Raw genomic sequence first — 14,432 nt, forward strand, 5'->3', positions numbered from 1 at the left:
GATGAAATGACGTTCAAAGCCCTAATTGTCGACAAGGATGAAGACGGCAAGACAAATGCCTCCGTTCAGGAAATTGATCAGACACAATTGCCGGCAGGTGATGTGACTGTTGCGGTGGATTATTCAACCCTGAACTATAAGGATGGTTTGTGCGTCGGACCGGGTGGCGGGCTGGTAAGATACTACCCGCATGTGCCGGGGATCGATTTCGCAGGCACTGTCGAGGAGTCCAACGACGATTGGTACAAGCCGGGCGACAAGGTTGTGCTGACCGGCTGGCGCGTTGGTGAAGCCTGGTGGGGCGGATATGCGCAAAAGGCCTGCGTGAAAGGCGAGTGGCTGGTTCCGTTGCCGGACGGTTTGAGCACCCGGAATGCCATGGCGATCGGGACAGCCGGTTTCACCGCAATGCTGGCGGTGATGGCGCTGGAAGAGCATGGCCTGAAGCCTGAGAATGGCCCTGTTCTGGTGACAGGAGCCGCAGGTGGTGTCGGATCCGTCGCGACAGCCATTTTGGCCAATCTTGGTTACGAAGTGGCTGCTGTTACAGGGCGCGAAAGCACCTGGGATTATCTGAAATCGCTCGGTGCCAGCCGCATTGTGCCGCGAGACGATGTCGCCGAGACCGTCAAACGTCCTCTGGAATCGGAAACCTGGGCTGGCTGTATCGACGCGGTTGGCGGATCGATGCTTGCAAGGGTCCTGGGTCAGATGAAATACGGCGCGTCCGTCGCAGCGGTTGGTCTGGCCGGTGGTGCGGCATTGCCGGCAACCGTCGTCCCCTTCCTGTTGCGCGGTGTCAATCTTCTTGGGATCGACAGCGTGATGAAGCCGTATGACGCGCGCCTGAAGGCTTGGGAGAGATTGGCCAAGGACCTGCCGATGGACAAGCTGGAGGCAATGATTCAGCCCGCGACACTGGAGGACCTGCCCAAACTGGGAGCCGATATCCTCAAGGGACAGGTGAAGGGTCGTGTCGTGGTCGATGTGAACGCCTGATGCGGTGTCTGGGCGGTCAGAGTGCAGGCCGCCCGTAATGCTCTTTCAGAAAATCGATCATAACTCTGACCTTCTGCGGAAGATAAGACCTGCTCGGGTAGACAAGCCAGGCGGCTGTTTCAAAAGATGCTGCCGCGCAGGCGTAATCCGGAAAAAGGTCAACCAGCGTTCCTTTTTGCAGGTCCCGCCTGATCAGCATGATCGGCATGAGTGCGATGCCCATGCCGAGACGGGCCGCCGACCTGATCGACAAGGCGTTCGATATGACAGTCGCGCCACCAATCGGGACGGCGAATGCTTCTGTGCTGTCATGCTCCCGAAACTGCCAATAGGTTCGAAAGCCTGGGATGGCGAAACGGATACACTCCCGCTCCGACAGATCGTCCGGGTGACGGACGGGCCCTGTTCTTTCAATATACTCCGGCGAAGCAACAGCGCGGTATCGCGTCGTCATCAGTTTGCTGACAATCCAGTCTCCTTTCGGCATGGAGCCGAACCGAACTGCAAGGTCAATTCCGTCTGCCCTCAAATCGAGGTTTGAGTCCGACGCCAGAAGCTCAACGTCAATTTCCGGATATTTTTCCTTGAATTCGGGCAGAACCGGGAGCAAGCATTCCTGAGCGAAGGAAATGCTGACCGTCATGCGCAAGGTTCCCCTCGGAGAAATTGCCGTCGTTCGGGCTTCGTCGCCCGCAGCTTCAAGTTCTTCCAACAGCGGCGCAATGCGGTTCAGATAAAGTTCCCCTTCGCTTGTTGGAGCAAGACTGCGGGTGCTTCGCTGGAACAACCGAAATCCGACATCCTGTTCCAGCTGCGCGATGACGCGCGACACGCTCGAAGCGTCGAGATCCAGAAGTCTGGCAACGGCAGCGAAGCTGCCAAGGTCGCGCACGAGGAGTGCCGTCTTGAGTGTTGAGAGTTCCATTCGTGCAGCTTACGCACGACTTCGATGCATTTCGACGTATTTTTCGAACTAGCGCATGAAACTAAATCCGACTGACCATTCACCAAGGAGGTCAGTTCATGACACAGTTGCTTCGCATCAATTCAAGTTCCCGTCTGCAGGGGTCGCATTCTGCAGCCGTGGCAGACGCCTTCGAAGCTGAATTCAGAACACAGTATCCAGGGTGCCGGGTCATTACCCGAAATGTTTCCGACGGCTCAATCCCGTTCATCGCCCAAGAAACCATTGAAGGGTTCTATGCCCCTCAGGATGGTCTTTCTGTTGAACTGCAAGCCGCAACAGCCCTGTCGGATAGTCTGATCGCAGAAATTCAGGCATCAGATACGCTATTGCTCGCAGTCCCGATCTACAATTTCTCCATTCCTGCTGCACTCAAGGCCTGGGTCGATCAGATTTCCCGCATCGGTCACACATTTTCCATGGGAGAAGGCGGTTTCAAGGGACTGGTCAAAACGCGTCGTGCGGTTGTTGTCTGTACTTATGGCGCTGAGGGATACCTGGCGGGTGAACCCTTTTCCGCAGCAAACTTTGTACAGCCATATCTTAAATTCCTGTTGAACTTCCTGGGCGTAGAGAGTGTCGAATTCGTTCATGTGCAAGGTACGGCAATAGCGGCGGCCGATGCATTTGCCGACAGGCTCGAGGCCGCCAAAGATGAAGCGAAGCGAGCTGTATAGGCCATGAAAAAAGACTTCGGGCCAGGGCTTCCATCGCCCAGTTTTTGAAGATCAGATCAGCCGATACCCGTTGCGCCAAGTTGGTGCGACGGGTGCAGGCATTTCGGGGTGCCAGGAAACGCCCGTTTCCGGTTGCATTTCCGCAGATCCTCCCATATAAGCGCCCGGTCCAGAGTCGTCCGGCTCGTCGTGGACTGGTCTTCTGCATTCTCTTGCAGGCCTCCATCGACAACCAAGGGCATGCCGTGTCGGCTCTGAATGCACCAAGAAAGAAGCGCCCGTTTGAGCGGACGCACCAAGGAAAGGATGCAAAATGCCCAAGCTGAAGACGAAGTCCGGCGCTAAAAAGCGCTTTAAAGTGACTGCGACCGGCAAGGTGAAAACCGCGCAGGCCGGCAAGCGCCATGGCATGATCAAGCGCACGAACAAGTTCATCCGCAACGCTCGTGGCACCACCACGTTGAGCGATCAGGATGCACGGATCGTGAAGCAGTTCCTGCCTTACGCATAACGCCAGCCCCGAAGGAGATCACCTAAATGTCACGCGTCAAACGGGGCGTAACCGCCCACGCTCGTCACAAGAAAGTTCTGAAGGCCGCTAAAGGTTATTACGGCCGCCGCAAGAGCACCATCCGCGTTGCCAAGCAGGCTGTCGAGAAGGCAGGCCAATACGCTTATCGCGACCGCAAGGCCAAGAAGCGTAACTTCCGCTCGCTCTGGATCCAGCGCATCAACGCAGCAACCCGTCAGCACGGCCTGACCTATGGCCGGTTTATCGACGGTCTGAACAAGGCTGGTGTTGAAGTCGACCGCAAGATTCTGTCCGATCTCGCGATCAATCAGCCGGATGCCTTCAAGGTTCTGGTTGACAAGGCACAGGGCGCTCTGACTGCTTAATTCAGGCGGTTTGGAACAAAATTTCTTGAAAGCGCGGCCTTAGCGGGCCGCGCTTTTTCTTTTGTCTGCGTGACCGTGTTGCGCATGCCCTGTTAGGTTCAGTGCTCTCCGGCAACGAAGCGATGAAGGTCGAATGTCTCACACTATTGTCTTTGACAGCGAGTTTCTGACAGCCCCCGGTGCGAAGGACCGCATGTGGTGCGGGCCATTGGACCCCGATCCGTGTGTCGCCCAAATCGGTGCTGTGAAGCTGTCGCTTGAGCCGGGCTTTCGTGTGCTTGAAACGGAGCGAATATTTATCAAGACCGCGGATCGATATGGAAAGCCGACCGTTGTCGATCCATTCTTCACTGAATTGACCGGTATTACCCAGGCTCGGATCGACGCTGAAGGAATAAGACCTGAAGACGCACATTTGAGGCTTGCCCGAATCGCCGGCGATGCGACGCTGTGGTCCTGGGGCAAGGACGAAATGTTTCTGATGGCAGTCAGCTGCTACGTGGCGGGCATGGTTCCGCCAATTCCGGCGCACAGGTTCGGGAACGCGGCAAGCCTTTTGAACAAGGCCGGTATGTCTTTGGAGGATATTGGCAGGACGACCAGCGGTGAACTTGCGACCTACTTCGGGTTGCCGACCCCACCCGGCCGTCATCATGATGCACTCGATGACGCAATGTCGATCACGGTTTGCCTGCAGCATCTTCTGAAGACCGGACGCTTGGATGCTTCCGACTTTGATTTGCCGAGTCCCAAAACCGGAGCCTTGGTCCAAGCCTGATCAAAACAGGACAGAATCACAAATTGGGACGGGATTTGCCGGTTTTGCGAAGGCAAGTTCTTTTTCTTCTTGCGCGCAATATCCTCGTTTTCCCCCTTACCTGGCCCATTCGCGCACACTTTCGTTAACTTTTGTGACCCTGTTTTGGCGGTTTTCCGCGGACAAAAGGTTAACGCCTTCCTATATTGGCATGGTGATTGCGAGGTTTCAGACAGGAAGGCACTGATTGTGCCGATTTGAAACAATGAGGCGTTAATACGTGCGAGTGAACCCTGTAACATCGGCAGGACGTGCCAATGTGAGGCGCAAACGTCCCTCAATGGGAGAGACGGAAAGCGAGCGCCAGGGCAATAGCTTTGCGTCTTACCTGCCAGAGCCGCCCAAGCCGGATCTTGAGCGTGACCATGATGCCTACACCGGACGGTATTACCCGAATTCGGTCTTTCTGGCTCATCTGATTGCAACACGCGACTATGACATCCAGGCCCGTCAGGTCCGCCCAGCAGACACTCTGTCAGGTGCTAACAGCTATCGGGCCATGGCAGCTCTGCCACGACAGCGTGGGGCAGGTCACCTTCTCAAGACCGAGCGCTGATCTCTCGATTTTTTGAATTCCAGATGTACCACTGGATAGCCTCGGCCCGGAGCATCGCTCCGGGCTCTTTTTTAGCGCCGACTTTTTTGAGGGTCAGGCAGATTTGGACCGCTTGCTTTTGTTGTTGCGGCGGAGCTGGCAACCCTTTTGTGACGCGCGTCACATTTTTCTCTTGCGAGTCACGATAGGTTTCAACGCAGATCCGGAATCCCCGGACCTCCGAAAGACTGGCCACGGACTGGCCCACCACGGAGCAAAAGATGCAAGTAAAACCTGTTTCAGCGATTCACGCCCTGCGAATTCGCCAAAAACCATCAGCAGACTTCGTTCCCAATTCAGACCTCTTTGGAGTATCTGAAGGAACATTCGCTGGTGTCGACATGATGCCGGCTCACCAGGCCGCAGAAGAGCTGCAGCGTGACCTTCACGCCGGTTCACATGCAGAATACGCAACCCAGCTTCTGGCGAGCCATAACATGTCCGCTGAGACCGAAATGGAGCGTCAGCAGCATTTGGCGCAATACGCCACTGCCTCCGAAGACAGCGAAGAAACTTCCTTCACGATCTCACTGTCTGCCTGATTTGGTTCTGGTGATGGTTTATCAAGTCTCGATCCTCAGAAAGCCGGCCAAACCGGTTTTCTGGTGCTCGATGACGTGACAATGGAACGCCCAATCACCGGGATTGTCAGCGACAAGGGCCACTTCCATCGTTTCATCCTTCAAAAGCAAAGCCGTATCGGTCACGAGCGGCGGCAGGGTGCGTTTGTTTGACCGCAGCAGTTTGAAGGAAACGCCATGAAGATGGATCGGATGGGCGTTCGGAGATTCGTTTCTGAGACGCAGCACATATGACTTGCCCAGCTTCATCGTCGCCAATGGGTCGAAAGGTCCAGGCTTATCCCCCGGCCAGGCCACCCGGTTGATCGACCAGAATGTATATCCGAGTGAGCCACAGATGCTGGCTTGCGGAGCATCTCCTTCCGGTGACCAGCCGAACACGAAATCGATCACTTCGGCATTGGCGAGATCCGGCTCAGGCACCGGATTGGGAGGAAGCGGCTTTAATTCCTTCAAATCTCGTCGGACGCTTTGGCCAGCTGCGCTGAACGTTGCCAGAAGCCGGTCACCATTGGCACGACGTAGAAACAATTTTACCGTTTCGCCGTCCTGGTCCGGTACCTTCAACGCAATATCCGCACGCTGACCGGGCGACAGGACCAGGTCTTTCGCCGGTAGGGGCTTGGGTAATGGGTGAGAATCGATAGCGATGACCCGGGCCTCGCCGCCCTCAAGTTCGTAAGTTCCAACGCGAGTCAGGTCGGTAACGGCCAGTCTGAGGCGGACAAGGCTTCCCGCCTGCAGTTCGTAAACAGGCTCCTTCTGCCAATTGACGGTCGACACCGTTCCGAGCGTGCCTCCGCGCGCAGCATTTCTCGGCTTTGAGAAGGCAATGAACTGACCGTCGCCGCCGAGGCGAAAGTCCCGAATGTTCAATGGCAGGTCTTGGTCGAAACCAATATCTTCCGGTTCTTCGACCACCATGATCCCGGTCAGGCCACGCGCAATTTGTTCAAGCGTATTGCAATGAGGGTGATACCAGAACGTCCCTGCATCTGGCGGCGTGAATTCGTATCGGAAGGACTGACCCGTTTCGATCGGATACTGGGTCAGATAAGGCACGCCATCCATCCGGTTGGGAATTCTAAGTCCGTGCCAATGCACGACGGTCGGCTCATCCAGATCGTTGATGACATCGATTGCCACCTTTTGTCCCTGCCTCATGCGCAGTACCGGCGGCGGCGCATCAGGGAGGAAGCTCATCATGTCGCGCGTAAGCGTCCCGGGCAAAATGGAGTGATCTTGGTTGGAAAGTCTCAGGATATGCTCTGCGGAATCGGTAGCCGCAAAGCCTTTTGCCGCAAGGCCTCCTGCCGCAAACGCTGAAACTGCGCCCGCGCTGCCCAGCAACAATTCTCGCCTTGATACTGAAGGCATGACTGTCCTTATGATTTGAAGGCGCGTCCTGGCGCAATCAACACGCAGGCGCACGCTTTCGCAAGGACAAAGTGAGAGTACCCGATAGTGCTGGGCAATTCGTCAATAACCTGCTGCGTGGCCGTCCTTGCGCGGGTCAGACCCGGCTGTCAACAACCCCCGTGCCTTGTCGATCATGATGGCCTGACTGCCGCCAATGGCTCCCTTGGCCGGCGTCACCTGATGGCCAAGTGCTCTGAGGCCGTCCAGTGTCGATGGCGGGATCAGTTTCTCTGCCTGGAGTTCGTGCGTATCCAGGTCCATGAACATGCGCGGGAAATCGATTGCAGCCTGTACGTCCATTCCATAGTCGATGATGTTGGTCAGCAGGTGGGCATGTCCGCAGGCCTGGTATTGGCCACCCATTACACCGAAGGACAGCCATGGATTGCCATCCTTGAGCACCATAGCCGGAATGATCGTGTGGAGCGGCCGCTTGCCGCCGTCAATGGAGTTTGCGTGACCTGCCTGCGCCTTGAACGCTCGGCCACGGCAATGCAGAAGCACACCGCTGTCCTGTGCAACGATCCCCGAGCCGAAATCCGAAAACAGCGAGTTTATGAAGGAAACGGCCAGCCCATCCTTGTCTACAACGGTCAGATAAACCGTATCGGTCTGCGGGCTCAGTGAAGATTGAGGCAGGGAAGCCATGCGTTTGTTGACCGACACTTCTGCGGCAAGCCGGTCGAGATAATCCGACGCAATCAACCCGGAATGGCAAACGTCCATATAGCCAGGATCCGTTACGAACCTGTCGCGGACTGCATAGGCAAGCCGTGTTGCTTCCATCTGCAGGTGGAACCTCTCCGGGCCCATTGGATCCAGGTTTTCAAGGTCGAACTTTTCCAGAATCCCGAGCATCACCAAGGCAATGATGCCTTGTCCATTGGGCGGCAATTCCGCAACCGTATGCCCCTTGTAGTCTCTCATGACAGGAGAGACAGCGGTCGTATGGCACGCGGCGAGGTCGTCCTCCGTCATCAAGCCGCCGCGGCTTTGCAGAGCTTCGACGATATCGCTGGCAATCGGACCGGAATAAAACGCATCCGCACCATCGGTGGCGATAGCCTCGAGTGTTGCGGCAAGATGCGGGTATTTGAGGATCGTGCCTATGGCAGGTGCGTTGCCATCAATGAGGTACCGTGCCGTCGATACCGGATCAGAGGCCAGTTTCTCGACATTGTTGGCCCAGTCGTTTGCCACGCGGGGCGCAACAGGAAACCCTTCACGGGCATATTGAATGGCACGCTTGAAAAGTTTGCCGAATTCCGTTGATCCGTGCGCCTTGTGCAGGGTTTCCCAAGCGCGCACAGCACCCGGCACAGTTACCGCATGGGCGGACGTGTCGGTGATGTCCTTTACACCGAGTTCTGCGAGTTTTTCGGGTGTTGCCGCACGCGGTGCTGCGCCCGAACCATTAAAGCCGGTCAGCCGGCCATCCGGTTCGGTAACGATTGCAAAGCAGTCACCGCCGATGCCTGTCATATGCGGTTCGACGACACATTGCACGGCAACGGCGGCGATGGCCGCGTCCACTGCGTTGCCTCCGTCCTGCAGAACCTCCAGCGCGGTGCTTGTTGCCAGAGGATGCGATGTTGCCGCAGCTGCTTCGCGCGCAAAAACCGGTGACCGGCCTGGCGCCTGAAAATCACGCTTCACTGAAAATCTCCTGCCCGAAACGCCTATTTATTCCGAATTGCCGCAAGTGTTTCCCGACTTTCCCACCTATTCGGCACCCGTTCAATTTGCTAGCAAATCCCGATCGCGGGCAGCACCTTAAGGAGAAGCGGTTAATTGCGCAAACCTGCATGAGCGGGTTTCTTCGATGCGGCGGAACAAGCCGGACAAGGTGCCAACCGGCCAACAGACCAGACAGGCGGTAAACAATGACTCTTGGAATGACACTTTCAACGGCAGAGGCAATCACTTCCGCCGCATTGGAAAAAGCAGTCGAACTCAAACTGAAGCCTCTTACCGTTGCGATTCTGGACGCGGGCGGTCATGCGGTTCTGGTCAAACGGCAGGACGGCTCATCCATTATGCGCCCTCAGATTGCAGCCGGAAAAGCCATTGGAGCATTGGCTGTCGGAACCGGTACACGCTGGCTGAATGCAAACGCGGAGTCGCGGCCTCATTTCGTCAACGCGCTGAACGGCGTCTCCGGCGGTGCGATCGTGCCTGTTCCAGGTGGTGTTCTGATCAAAGGCGAGAGTGGAGAGACCCTTGGCGCTGTCGGAATAACCGGAGATACCTCTGACAATGACGAAGCGTGCGCAGTTGCCGGCATTGTTGCTGCCGGTCTTGTCGCCGATTGCGGCTGATCCGGTTCAACGGGTTGAGAGGCCTTTTCGGAATATGGCCAGTTTTCCGCTGGCCGTTTCCACCTGATCGATCTGTTCCCAGCGTCTGTTTTTCAGAATGGTCGTTGCCGAACCTGTCGTAGCAAGGATGTGATCAAATCCGAGTTGCGCCGCCTCGATTTCCGCAGCAGCAACCAGCGCGCTTCCGATGCCATTTCGGCGCAGGGCTTCCGGCACAAGCAAAGCCGTCAACCAAGCGCCGGGATAGACGTCGGAGCCTGGAGATGTTGACCTGAGCGATACGGTTCCAATTGGCAGTAAGGCTCGATCTACCGCCACCAGGCATTGCGGCAAGATGCCTGACGTCATTAGGCAGGCCTTCAGGTCTTTTCTTGCGTCACCTGAACCGCCTGGCCCATACCAGTGCGGCCAACTGACCTGATACAAGTCTGCGATCTGCCCAAGCTGCCGCGGAAGGTCAGACAGGGGCAGAATTCCGGCGAGTACGCGCGCCGTCAAAGATCAGGGCTTGTCGGAGAGCTTATTGATCTTCTTCTGCATTTCCTCGAGCTGACGCTTCATATCGTCAAGATCAGCCGTTTCGGCTTTCTCGGTCTTGGTGTTGCCCGTGGCTGTCGGTGCTTCCGATGCGGCTCCGGCCTCACCTGTCGGGAACGGCATGAACATCTTCATCGCCCGTTCAAACATTTCAGTATTGCGTTTGACCTGGTCCTCGATCGCGTCGAAGGCTGTGGCTCCGAAAGCTTCGCTCATTTGAGATCGCAGCTTTTCCTGTTCCTTCGTCAAGGATGTCATCGAATATTCGAGAAAGCTCGGCACGAGACCCTGCATGCTGTCGCCGTAAAAGCGGATCAGTTGTCTGAGGAAAGTCACGGGAAGCAGGTTCTGGCCCTTGCCTTCCTGCTCGAAGATAATCTGGGTCAGAACAGACCGGGTGATATCCTCGCCGCTCTTTGCGTCATAGACGACAAAGTCTTCTTCCCCCTTCACCATCACCGCCAGATCCTCAAGGGTGACATAGGTGCTGGTGCCCGTGTTGTAGAGCCGCCGGTTGGCGTATTTCTTGATGATTGTTGGCTCGCTGGTTTTGGCCATCCGTCACTTCCGCCTATCTGCCTTACGGCTGGAACGGGATTTGCTCCCGTCTCGTTTCGCATTTGATGGCGCCGTCTTCGCAGACGCGTCATCTCCTCCAACTAAGAGACTAAGCCAATCGTAGCGGATCGTGCCACTCTTTTTATGTGCGCCGACGAAAGGATAATGCCGCAAATGCGAAATCAGGCCGCGCATACGGAGAGTCACGGTTGACACGCATGCCGGTGCGGTTTCTAGTCGCCTCATCGATAAGGAACAAAGGTGCCCTAACGGTACCAGCATTCTATGGCCGTCCGGCCTCAAGTCCTGGAGAGTATGATGAGCGCTTCCACCGATGTTGTCATTGTCAGCGCGACCCGCACCCCTGTCGGGTCGTTCAACGGTTCTTTTGCCAATGTGCCGGCACATGATCTTGGTACCATTGTTATGAAAGCAGCGATGGAACAGGCCGGTGTCGACGGCGCTGATATCGACGAGGTGGTTTTCGGTCAGGTGTTGACTGCGGCGCAAGGCCAGAACCCTGCACGGCAGGCAGCCATCAACGCAGGTATCGCCGACAGTTCGACCGCCTGGACCCTTAATCAGGTTTGCGGTTCCGGCCTGCGGACGGTCGCCATTGCGGCACAGCAGATCCAGACCGGCGATGCATCCATCATGATGGCCGGTGGTCAGGAAAACATGTCTTTGTCTCCGCATGCGGCACATATGCGCAACGGCTACAAGATGGGCGACTACAAGATGATCGATACAATGATCAAAGACGGCTTGTGGGACGCGTTCAATGGCTACCATATGGGTCAGACCGCCGAGAATGTCGCTGAAAAGTGGCAGATCAACCGCGAGCAGCAGGATGAATTCGCGGTCGCTTCCCAGAACAAGGCAGAAGCAGCTCAGAAGGCCGGAAAATTCAAGGATGAGATCACACCGGTCACCGTGAAGGAGCGCAGGTCGGAGCGTGTCGTTGAGGATGATGAATATATTCGTCATGGCGCGACCCTAGAAAGCGTTGCAAAACTTCGTCCGGCCTTCAACAAGGAAGGATCTGTGACAGCCGCGAATGCTTCCGGCATCAACGACGGCGCGGCTGCGCTTTTGGTGATGAGCGCCGCGGAAGCCGAAAAGCGTGGGCTGACACCTTTGGTGCGGATTGCATCCTGGGCAACGGCCGGCGTCGATCCGGCGATCATGGGATCAGGTCCGATCCCGTCGTCAAGGAAGGCTCTGGACAAGGCAGGCTGGAGCGCTGCTGATCTCGATCTGGTCGAGGCAAACGAAGCCTTCGCGGCGCAGGCATGTGCCGTCAACAAGGACATGGGCTGGAACCCTGACATCGTCAATGTCAACGGCGGCGCAATTGCGATCGGACACCCGATCGGCGCGTCAGGTGCCCGCATTCTGTGTACATTGATCCACGAAATGAACCGTCGTGACGCCAAGAAGGGCCTTGCAACGCTGTGTATCGGCGGCGGTATGGGCGTTGCCATGTGTCTGGAGCGCTAAGCGTTCAAATGATTTGGATCATGGCCGGCGTCGTCCGGCCATGGCTTTTAAGAAACTGAGAGTTCAAAAACCTCGAGGCCCTAAGGGTCCGAAACCGGAATTCAGGAGGAAGGGGAATGAGCAAGGTCGCATTGGTCACTGGTGGAACGCGTGGCATCGGCGAATCCATTTCGCGTGGTCTTAAGGACGCAGGCTATACGGTGGCGGCCACTTATGCCGGCAATACCGAAAAGGCCGAAGCCTTCAAGGCAGAAACCGGTATCCACGTCTTTAAATGGGACGTCTCCGATCCTGACGCCTGCGCTGCGGGCATTGCAAAGGTTGAAGAGGAGCTGGGGCCGGTCGAGGTTCTGGTCAACAATGCGGGCATCACCCGCGACGGCATGTTCCACAAGATGGACTTCGATCAGTGGCGGGCAGTGCTCTCCACCAATCTGGACTCCATGTTCACGATGACCAAGCCTGTCATCAACGGCATGCGCGGGCGCGGGTCGGGGCGCATCATCAACATCTCGTCCATCAACGGCCAAAAAGGCCAGATGGGCCAGACCAACTATTCCGCAGCAAAAGCAGGGGTGATCGGTTTCACCAAGGCGCTTGCCCAGGAAAACGCCTTTAAAGGCATCACAGTCAACTGCGTCTGCCCGGGTTACATCAACACCGATATGGTCGCTGCAATGCCGGAAAAGGTTCTTGAAAGCATCGTCTCCGGCATCCCTGTCGGCCGTCTTGGCCATCCTGAGGAAATCGCACAGACCGTCGTTTATCTGGCGTCGGACTCTGCGGCATTCATGACAGGTGCCGTCATGACCATCAATGGCGGCCAGTATATCGCCAACGGCTGATCAACCTGCCAACCGAAATCCGAAGAAGGCGCCATTTGGCGCCTTTTTTGTTGCTCTAGGCACACCCGGCAGATTGCGTGGCCAGGATCATCTTGACGCGATGGTCAATGTCCTTGCGCATGGCGTCCGCTGTCCAGCCTGCACGGCCCCGAAACATGTATCCCTGACGAATGTCGTACAGGAAGCGGGCGCGCTCCAGAGAAGGGAAATCCGGCGGCAGCACACCCTTTTCCTTTTCCAGGTCAAAACGAGCGGCCAGCCGCTTGTCCGTGTCGTCGATGGCCTTTTCAACCCGTTCTGAAACTCCCTCGACTTCACCAATGCTGGCTGACACGCTCGATGCCAGAAAACAGCCCTTTGCGCCGCTTTCATGCGCAGTGGCGTAGATGATCACCTGCTCCAGGAACCCCTTGACGGCGCGCTCGATATCCGGTTCGGCTTCAAAAGCCACAACCGGTGCACAGCCATCGACATCGCCGTAAAGGTCGATGGTCTTCAGAAAAAGTTCCCGTTTGTCGCCAAAGGCCGCGTACATGCTGGGTCCGCTGATCCCCATCGCACCTGTCAGGTCTTTCAGCGAAGCGCCGTCATAGCCCTTCGCCCAGAACACATTCATCGCCGCCATTAGCGCCTCGCGACTGTCAAAGGTGCGCGGACGACCCATTTTTTTTGTATCGGTCAATATATAATCCTTGACTTGCGCTCATTTCGTATATTTATGTATCGATCATTATATATCTCAAGGAGCACTCGATGGCAAATCCAAAGCCTCTTGTAGGGGACGTATTCCCAAAAATCACCGTACCCAAACTGGGTGGTGGAGAGCTGACACTCGGTAGACCCGGCGCTGGCCATGACTGGCAGCTGGTCGTGGTCTACCGCGGCAAACACTGTCCTATCTGTACCCGCTATTTGTCTGAGCTCAACGCCATTCTTCCCGATTTGAGCAAGATCGGCGTCGATGTCGTTGCCGTTTCAGCGGACCCTGAAAACCGTGCGCAGGCCCAGGTCACCGAAGCCGGTGCAGATTTTCCCGTCGGCATTGAATTGACCGTCGACCAGATGCGCCAACTCGGGCTTTACGTTTCTGATCCTCGATCTGCGGAAGAAACAGATCGGCCTTTTGCTGAGCCTGGGCTCTTTGTGATCAATGACGCCGGCAAACTGCAGGTCACGGATATCTCCAATGCACCGTTCGCCCGGCCGGCTCTTTCATCCGTCTTGATGGGGCTGAATTTCATCAAAAATCCGGAAAACAACTATCCGATCCGAGGAACACATCATGTCCAGAACTGACGACCAAGCAACAGCAGCGAAAGCGGTAATTGAGCGGCTGATTGAAAATGTTTCCTCGAACACGGCTTCAATCCTCGATGACACCTATCATGACGACATGACCGTCATCATGCTGAGCCCTGAGGACGAGGCCATTGTTCTGGACAAGAAGCAAATGACCGAAACCGTCACCAAAACCCTTGAACAGAATAACGGCGCCATCGGAACCTGGGCCAGGTTTCATCATGTCTCCGTCAATGGTGATACGGCACATGTTCTGCTTTCCAGACGCAACGAGCTGACCGGGCCCAATCAGCAGATCACGCTCGGTATTGATTTGGTCAATCAGGACAATCGCTGGCAAATTACACGCGAAGTGATTGTTACAAGGCCGGTTTCCTAGACCAACAGGTTCCTAGATTGCCTGGGTCGCTCACGGGTCGGGCATCT

At 56.2% G+C, this 14,432-nt stretch carries 18 protein-coding genes; 12 read left to right on the forward strand and 6 right to left on the reverse strand.

Annotated features, from left to right (window positions below; genetic code table 11):
• Window positions 1-6: 6 nt before the first annotated feature.
• Entirely contained in the window at window positions 7-999 is a 993-nt protein-coding gene (gene acuI, locus K1718_RS02940; protein ID WP_265679807.1) for an acryloyl-CoA reductase, read from the forward strand.
• A gap of 16 nt (window positions 1,000-1,015) precedes the next feature.
• On the opposite strand, the gene K1718_RS02945 is transcribed toward acuI, so the two are convergent.
• Complete coding sequence (locus K1718_RS02945; protein WP_265679806.1) at window positions 1,016-1,924, reverse strand: LysR family transcriptional regulator; 909 nt, start codon at window positions 1,922-1,924, stop codon at window positions 1,016-1,018.
• A gap of 98 nt (window positions 1,925-2,022) precedes the next feature.
• Here K1718_RS02945 and K1718_RS02950 point away from each other — a divergent pair, with 98 nt between their 5' ends.
• The 6 genes from K1718_RS02950 (at window position 2,023) to K1718_RS02975 (ending at window position 5,491) form a co-directional block, all read left to right on the forward strand.
• Window positions 2,023-2,640 carry an FMN-dependent NADH-azoreductase gene (locus K1718_RS02950; RefSeq protein ID WP_265679805.1) on the forward strand — a complete coding sequence of 206 codons (618 nt, stop codon included), beginning with the start codon at window positions 2,023-2,025 and terminating at the stop codon, window positions 2,638-2,640.
• A gap of 313 nt (window positions 2,641-2,953) precedes the next feature.
• Window positions 2,954-3,151 (forward strand): 50S ribosomal protein L35, encoded by a 198-nt coding sequence (gene rpmI, locus K1718_RS02955; protein WP_145345317.1) that lies wholly within the window; start codon window positions 2,954-2,956, stop codon window positions 3,149-3,151.
• 26 nt (window positions 3,152-3,177) lie between these two features.
• A complete protein-coding gene (rplT, locus tag K1718_RS02960; protein WP_152499332.1) occupies window positions 3,178-3,537 on the forward strand; it encodes a 50S ribosomal protein L20 in 360 nt (119 codons plus the stop codon).
• Window positions 3,538-3,670: 133 nt separating this feature from the next.
• Complete coding sequence (locus K1718_RS02965) at window positions 3,671-4,315, forward strand: 3'-5' exonuclease family protein (RefSeq protein ID WP_265679804.1); 645 nt, start codon at window positions 3,671-3,673, stop codon at window positions 4,313-4,315.
• Between the two features lie 298 nt (window positions 4,316-4,613).
• A complete protein-coding gene (locus tag K1718_RS02970) occupies window positions 4,614-4,910 on the forward strand; it encodes a hypothetical protein (protein ID WP_265679803.1) in 297 nt (98 codons plus the stop codon).
• A gap of 260 nt (window positions 4,911-5,170) precedes the next feature.
• Complete coding sequence (locus tag K1718_RS02975; protein WP_265679802.1) at window positions 5,171-5,491, forward strand: hypothetical protein; 321 nt, start codon at window positions 5,171-5,173, stop codon at window positions 5,489-5,491.
• Window positions 5,492-5,512: 21 nt separating this feature from the next.
• Here K1718_RS02975 and K1718_RS02980 read toward each other — a convergent pair whose 3' ends face one another.
• Together K1718_RS02980 and ggt are read right to left on the reverse strand one after the other, a co-directional pair.
• Window positions 5,513-6,907 carry a multicopper oxidase family protein gene (locus tag K1718_RS02980; protein WP_265679801.1) on the reverse strand — a complete coding sequence of 465 codons (1,395 nt, stop codon included), beginning with the start codon at window positions 6,905-6,907 and terminating at the stop codon, window positions 5,513-5,515.
• A gap of 102 nt (window positions 6,908-7,009) precedes the next feature.
• Window positions 7,010-8,605 carry a gamma-glutamyltransferase gene (gene ggt, locus K1718_RS02985; protein WP_265679800.1) on the reverse strand — a complete coding sequence of 532 codons (1,596 nt, stop codon included), beginning with the start codon at window positions 8,603-8,605 and terminating at the stop codon, window positions 7,010-7,012.
• A 227-nt stretch (window positions 8,606-8,832) separates the two neighbouring features.
• On the opposite strand from ggt, the gene K1718_RS02990 reads away from it, so the two are divergent.
• The gene (locus K1718_RS02990; RefSeq protein ID WP_265679799.1) at window positions 8,833-9,267 is read left to right on the forward strand and encodes a GlcG/HbpS family heme-binding protein; all 435 of its coding nucleotides are present in this window, start codon (window positions 8,833-8,835) and stop codon (window positions 9,265-9,267) included.
• Between the two features lie 6 nt (window positions 9,268-9,273).
• Here the strand turns inward: K1718_RS02990 and K1718_RS02995 are convergent, their stop codons facing one another.
• Both K1718_RS02995 and phaR read right to left on the reverse strand, forming a co-directional pair.
• Complete coding sequence (locus K1718_RS02995; protein WP_265679798.1) at window positions 9,274-9,615, reverse strand: GNAT family N-acetyltransferase; 342 nt, start codon at window positions 9,613-9,615, stop codon at window positions 9,274-9,276.
• A gap of 153 nt (window positions 9,616-9,768) precedes the next feature.
• Complete coding sequence (phaR, locus tag K1718_RS03000) at window positions 9,769-10,362, reverse strand: polyhydroxyalkanoate synthesis repressor PhaR (RefSeq protein ID WP_265679797.1); 594 nt, start codon at window positions 10,360-10,362, stop codon at window positions 9,769-9,771.
• A 318-nt stretch (window positions 10,363-10,680) separates the two neighbouring features.
• Between phaR and K1718_RS03005 the strand changes: the two genes are divergently transcribed.
• Complete coding sequence (locus K1718_RS03005) at window positions 10,681-11,862, forward strand: acetyl-CoA C-acetyltransferase (RefSeq protein ID WP_265679796.1); 1,182 nt, start codon at window positions 10,681-10,683, stop codon at window positions 11,860-11,862.
• 116 nt (window positions 11,863-11,978) lie between these two features.
• Window positions 11,979-12,707, forward strand: coding sequence for an acetoacetyl-CoA reductase (phbB, locus tag K1718_RS03010; protein ID WP_152499341.1), 729 nt, complete (start codon window positions 11,979-11,981; stop codon window positions 12,705-12,707).
• Window positions 12,708-12,762: 55 nt separating this feature from the next.
• Here phbB and K1718_RS03015 read toward each other — a convergent pair whose 3' ends face one another.
• Window positions 12,763-13,389: a TetR/AcrR family transcriptional regulator gene (locus K1718_RS03015; protein WP_265679795.1), complete on the reverse strand. Its 627-nt coding sequence runs from the start codon at window positions 13,387-13,389 to the stop codon at window positions 12,763-12,765.
• Window positions 13,390-13,460: 71 nt separating this feature from the next.
• Here K1718_RS03015 and K1718_RS03020 point away from each other — a divergent pair, with 71 nt between their 5' ends.
• The gene (locus K1718_RS03020; RefSeq protein ID WP_265679794.1) at window positions 13,461-14,003 is read left to right on the forward strand and encodes a redoxin domain-containing protein; all 543 of its coding nucleotides are present in this window, start codon (window positions 13,461-13,463) and stop codon (window positions 14,001-14,003) included.
• A complete protein-coding gene (locus K1718_RS03025) occupies window positions 13,990-14,385 on the forward strand; it encodes a hypothetical protein (RefSeq protein WP_265679793.1) in 396 nt (131 codons plus the stop codon). The genes K1718_RS03020 and K1718_RS03025 overlap by 14 nt, the downstream gene beginning before the upstream one ends.
• Window positions 14,386-14,432: the final 47 nt, after the last annotated feature.

This window comes from Roseibium porphyridii (assembly GCF_026191725.2).
In the GTDB taxonomy this organism is placed as follows: domain Bacteria; phylum Pseudomonadota; class Alphaproteobacteria; order Rhizobiales; family Stappiaceae; genus Roseibium; species Roseibium porphyridii.

Bases quoted from the DNA above. Each gene is read 5' to 3' on its own strand.
- acuI (WP_265679807.1), top strand. From the start codon at position 7: ATGACGTTCAAAGCCCTAATTGTCGACAAGGATGAAGACGGCAAGACA.
- K1718_RS02945 (WP_265679806.1), bottom strand. From the start codon at position 1,924: ATGGAACTCTCAACACTCAAGACGGCACTCCTCGTGCGCGACCTTGGC.
- K1718_RS02950 (WP_265679805.1), top strand. From the start codon at position 2,023: ATGACACAGTTGCTTCGCATCAATTCAAGTTCCCGTCTGCAGGGGTCG.
- rpmI (WP_145345317.1), top strand. From the start codon at position 2,954: ATGCCCAAGCTGAAGACGAAGTCCGGCGCTAAAAAGCGCTTTAAAGTG.
- rplT (WP_152499332.1), top strand. From the start codon at position 3,178: ATGTCACGCGTCAAACGGGGCGTAACCGCCCACGCTCGTCACAAGAAA.
- K1718_RS02965 (WP_265679804.1), top strand. From the start codon at position 3,671: ATGTCTCACACTATTGTCTTTGACAGCGAGTTTCTGACAGCCCCCGGT.
- K1718_RS02975 (WP_265679802.1), top strand. From the start codon at position 5,171: ATGCAAGTAAAACCTGTTTCAGCGATTCACGCCCTGCGAATTCGCCAA.
- K1718_RS02980 (WP_265679801.1), bottom strand. From the start codon at position 6,907: ATGCCTTCAGTATCAAGGCGAGAATTGTTGCTGGGCAGCGCGGGCGCA.
- K1718_RS02990 (WP_265679799.1), top strand. From the start codon at position 8,833: ATGACTCTTGGAATGACACTTTCAACGGCAGAGGCAATCACTTCCGCC.
- K1718_RS02995 (WP_265679798.1), bottom strand. From the start codon at position 9,615: ATGACGTCAGGCATCTTGCCGCAATGCCTGGTGGCGGTAGATCGAGCC.
- phaR (WP_265679797.1), bottom strand. From the start codon at position 10,362: ATGGCCAAAACCAGCGAGCCAACAATCATCAAGAAATACGCCAACCGG.
- K1718_RS03005 (WP_265679796.1), top strand. From the start codon at position 10,681: ATGAGCGCTTCCACCGATGTTGTCATTGTCAGCGCGACCCGCACCCCT.
- phbB (WP_152499341.1), top strand. From the start codon at position 11,979: ATGAGCAAGGTCGCATTGGTCACTGGTGGAACGCGTGGCATCGGCGAA.
- K1718_RS03020 (WP_265679794.1), top strand. From the start codon at position 13,461: ATGGCAAATCCAAAGCCTCTTGTAGGGGACGTATTCCCAAAAATCACC.
- K1718_RS03025 (WP_265679793.1), top strand. From the start codon at position 13,990: ATGTCCAGAACTGACGACCAAGCAACAGCAGCGAAAGCGGTAATTGAG.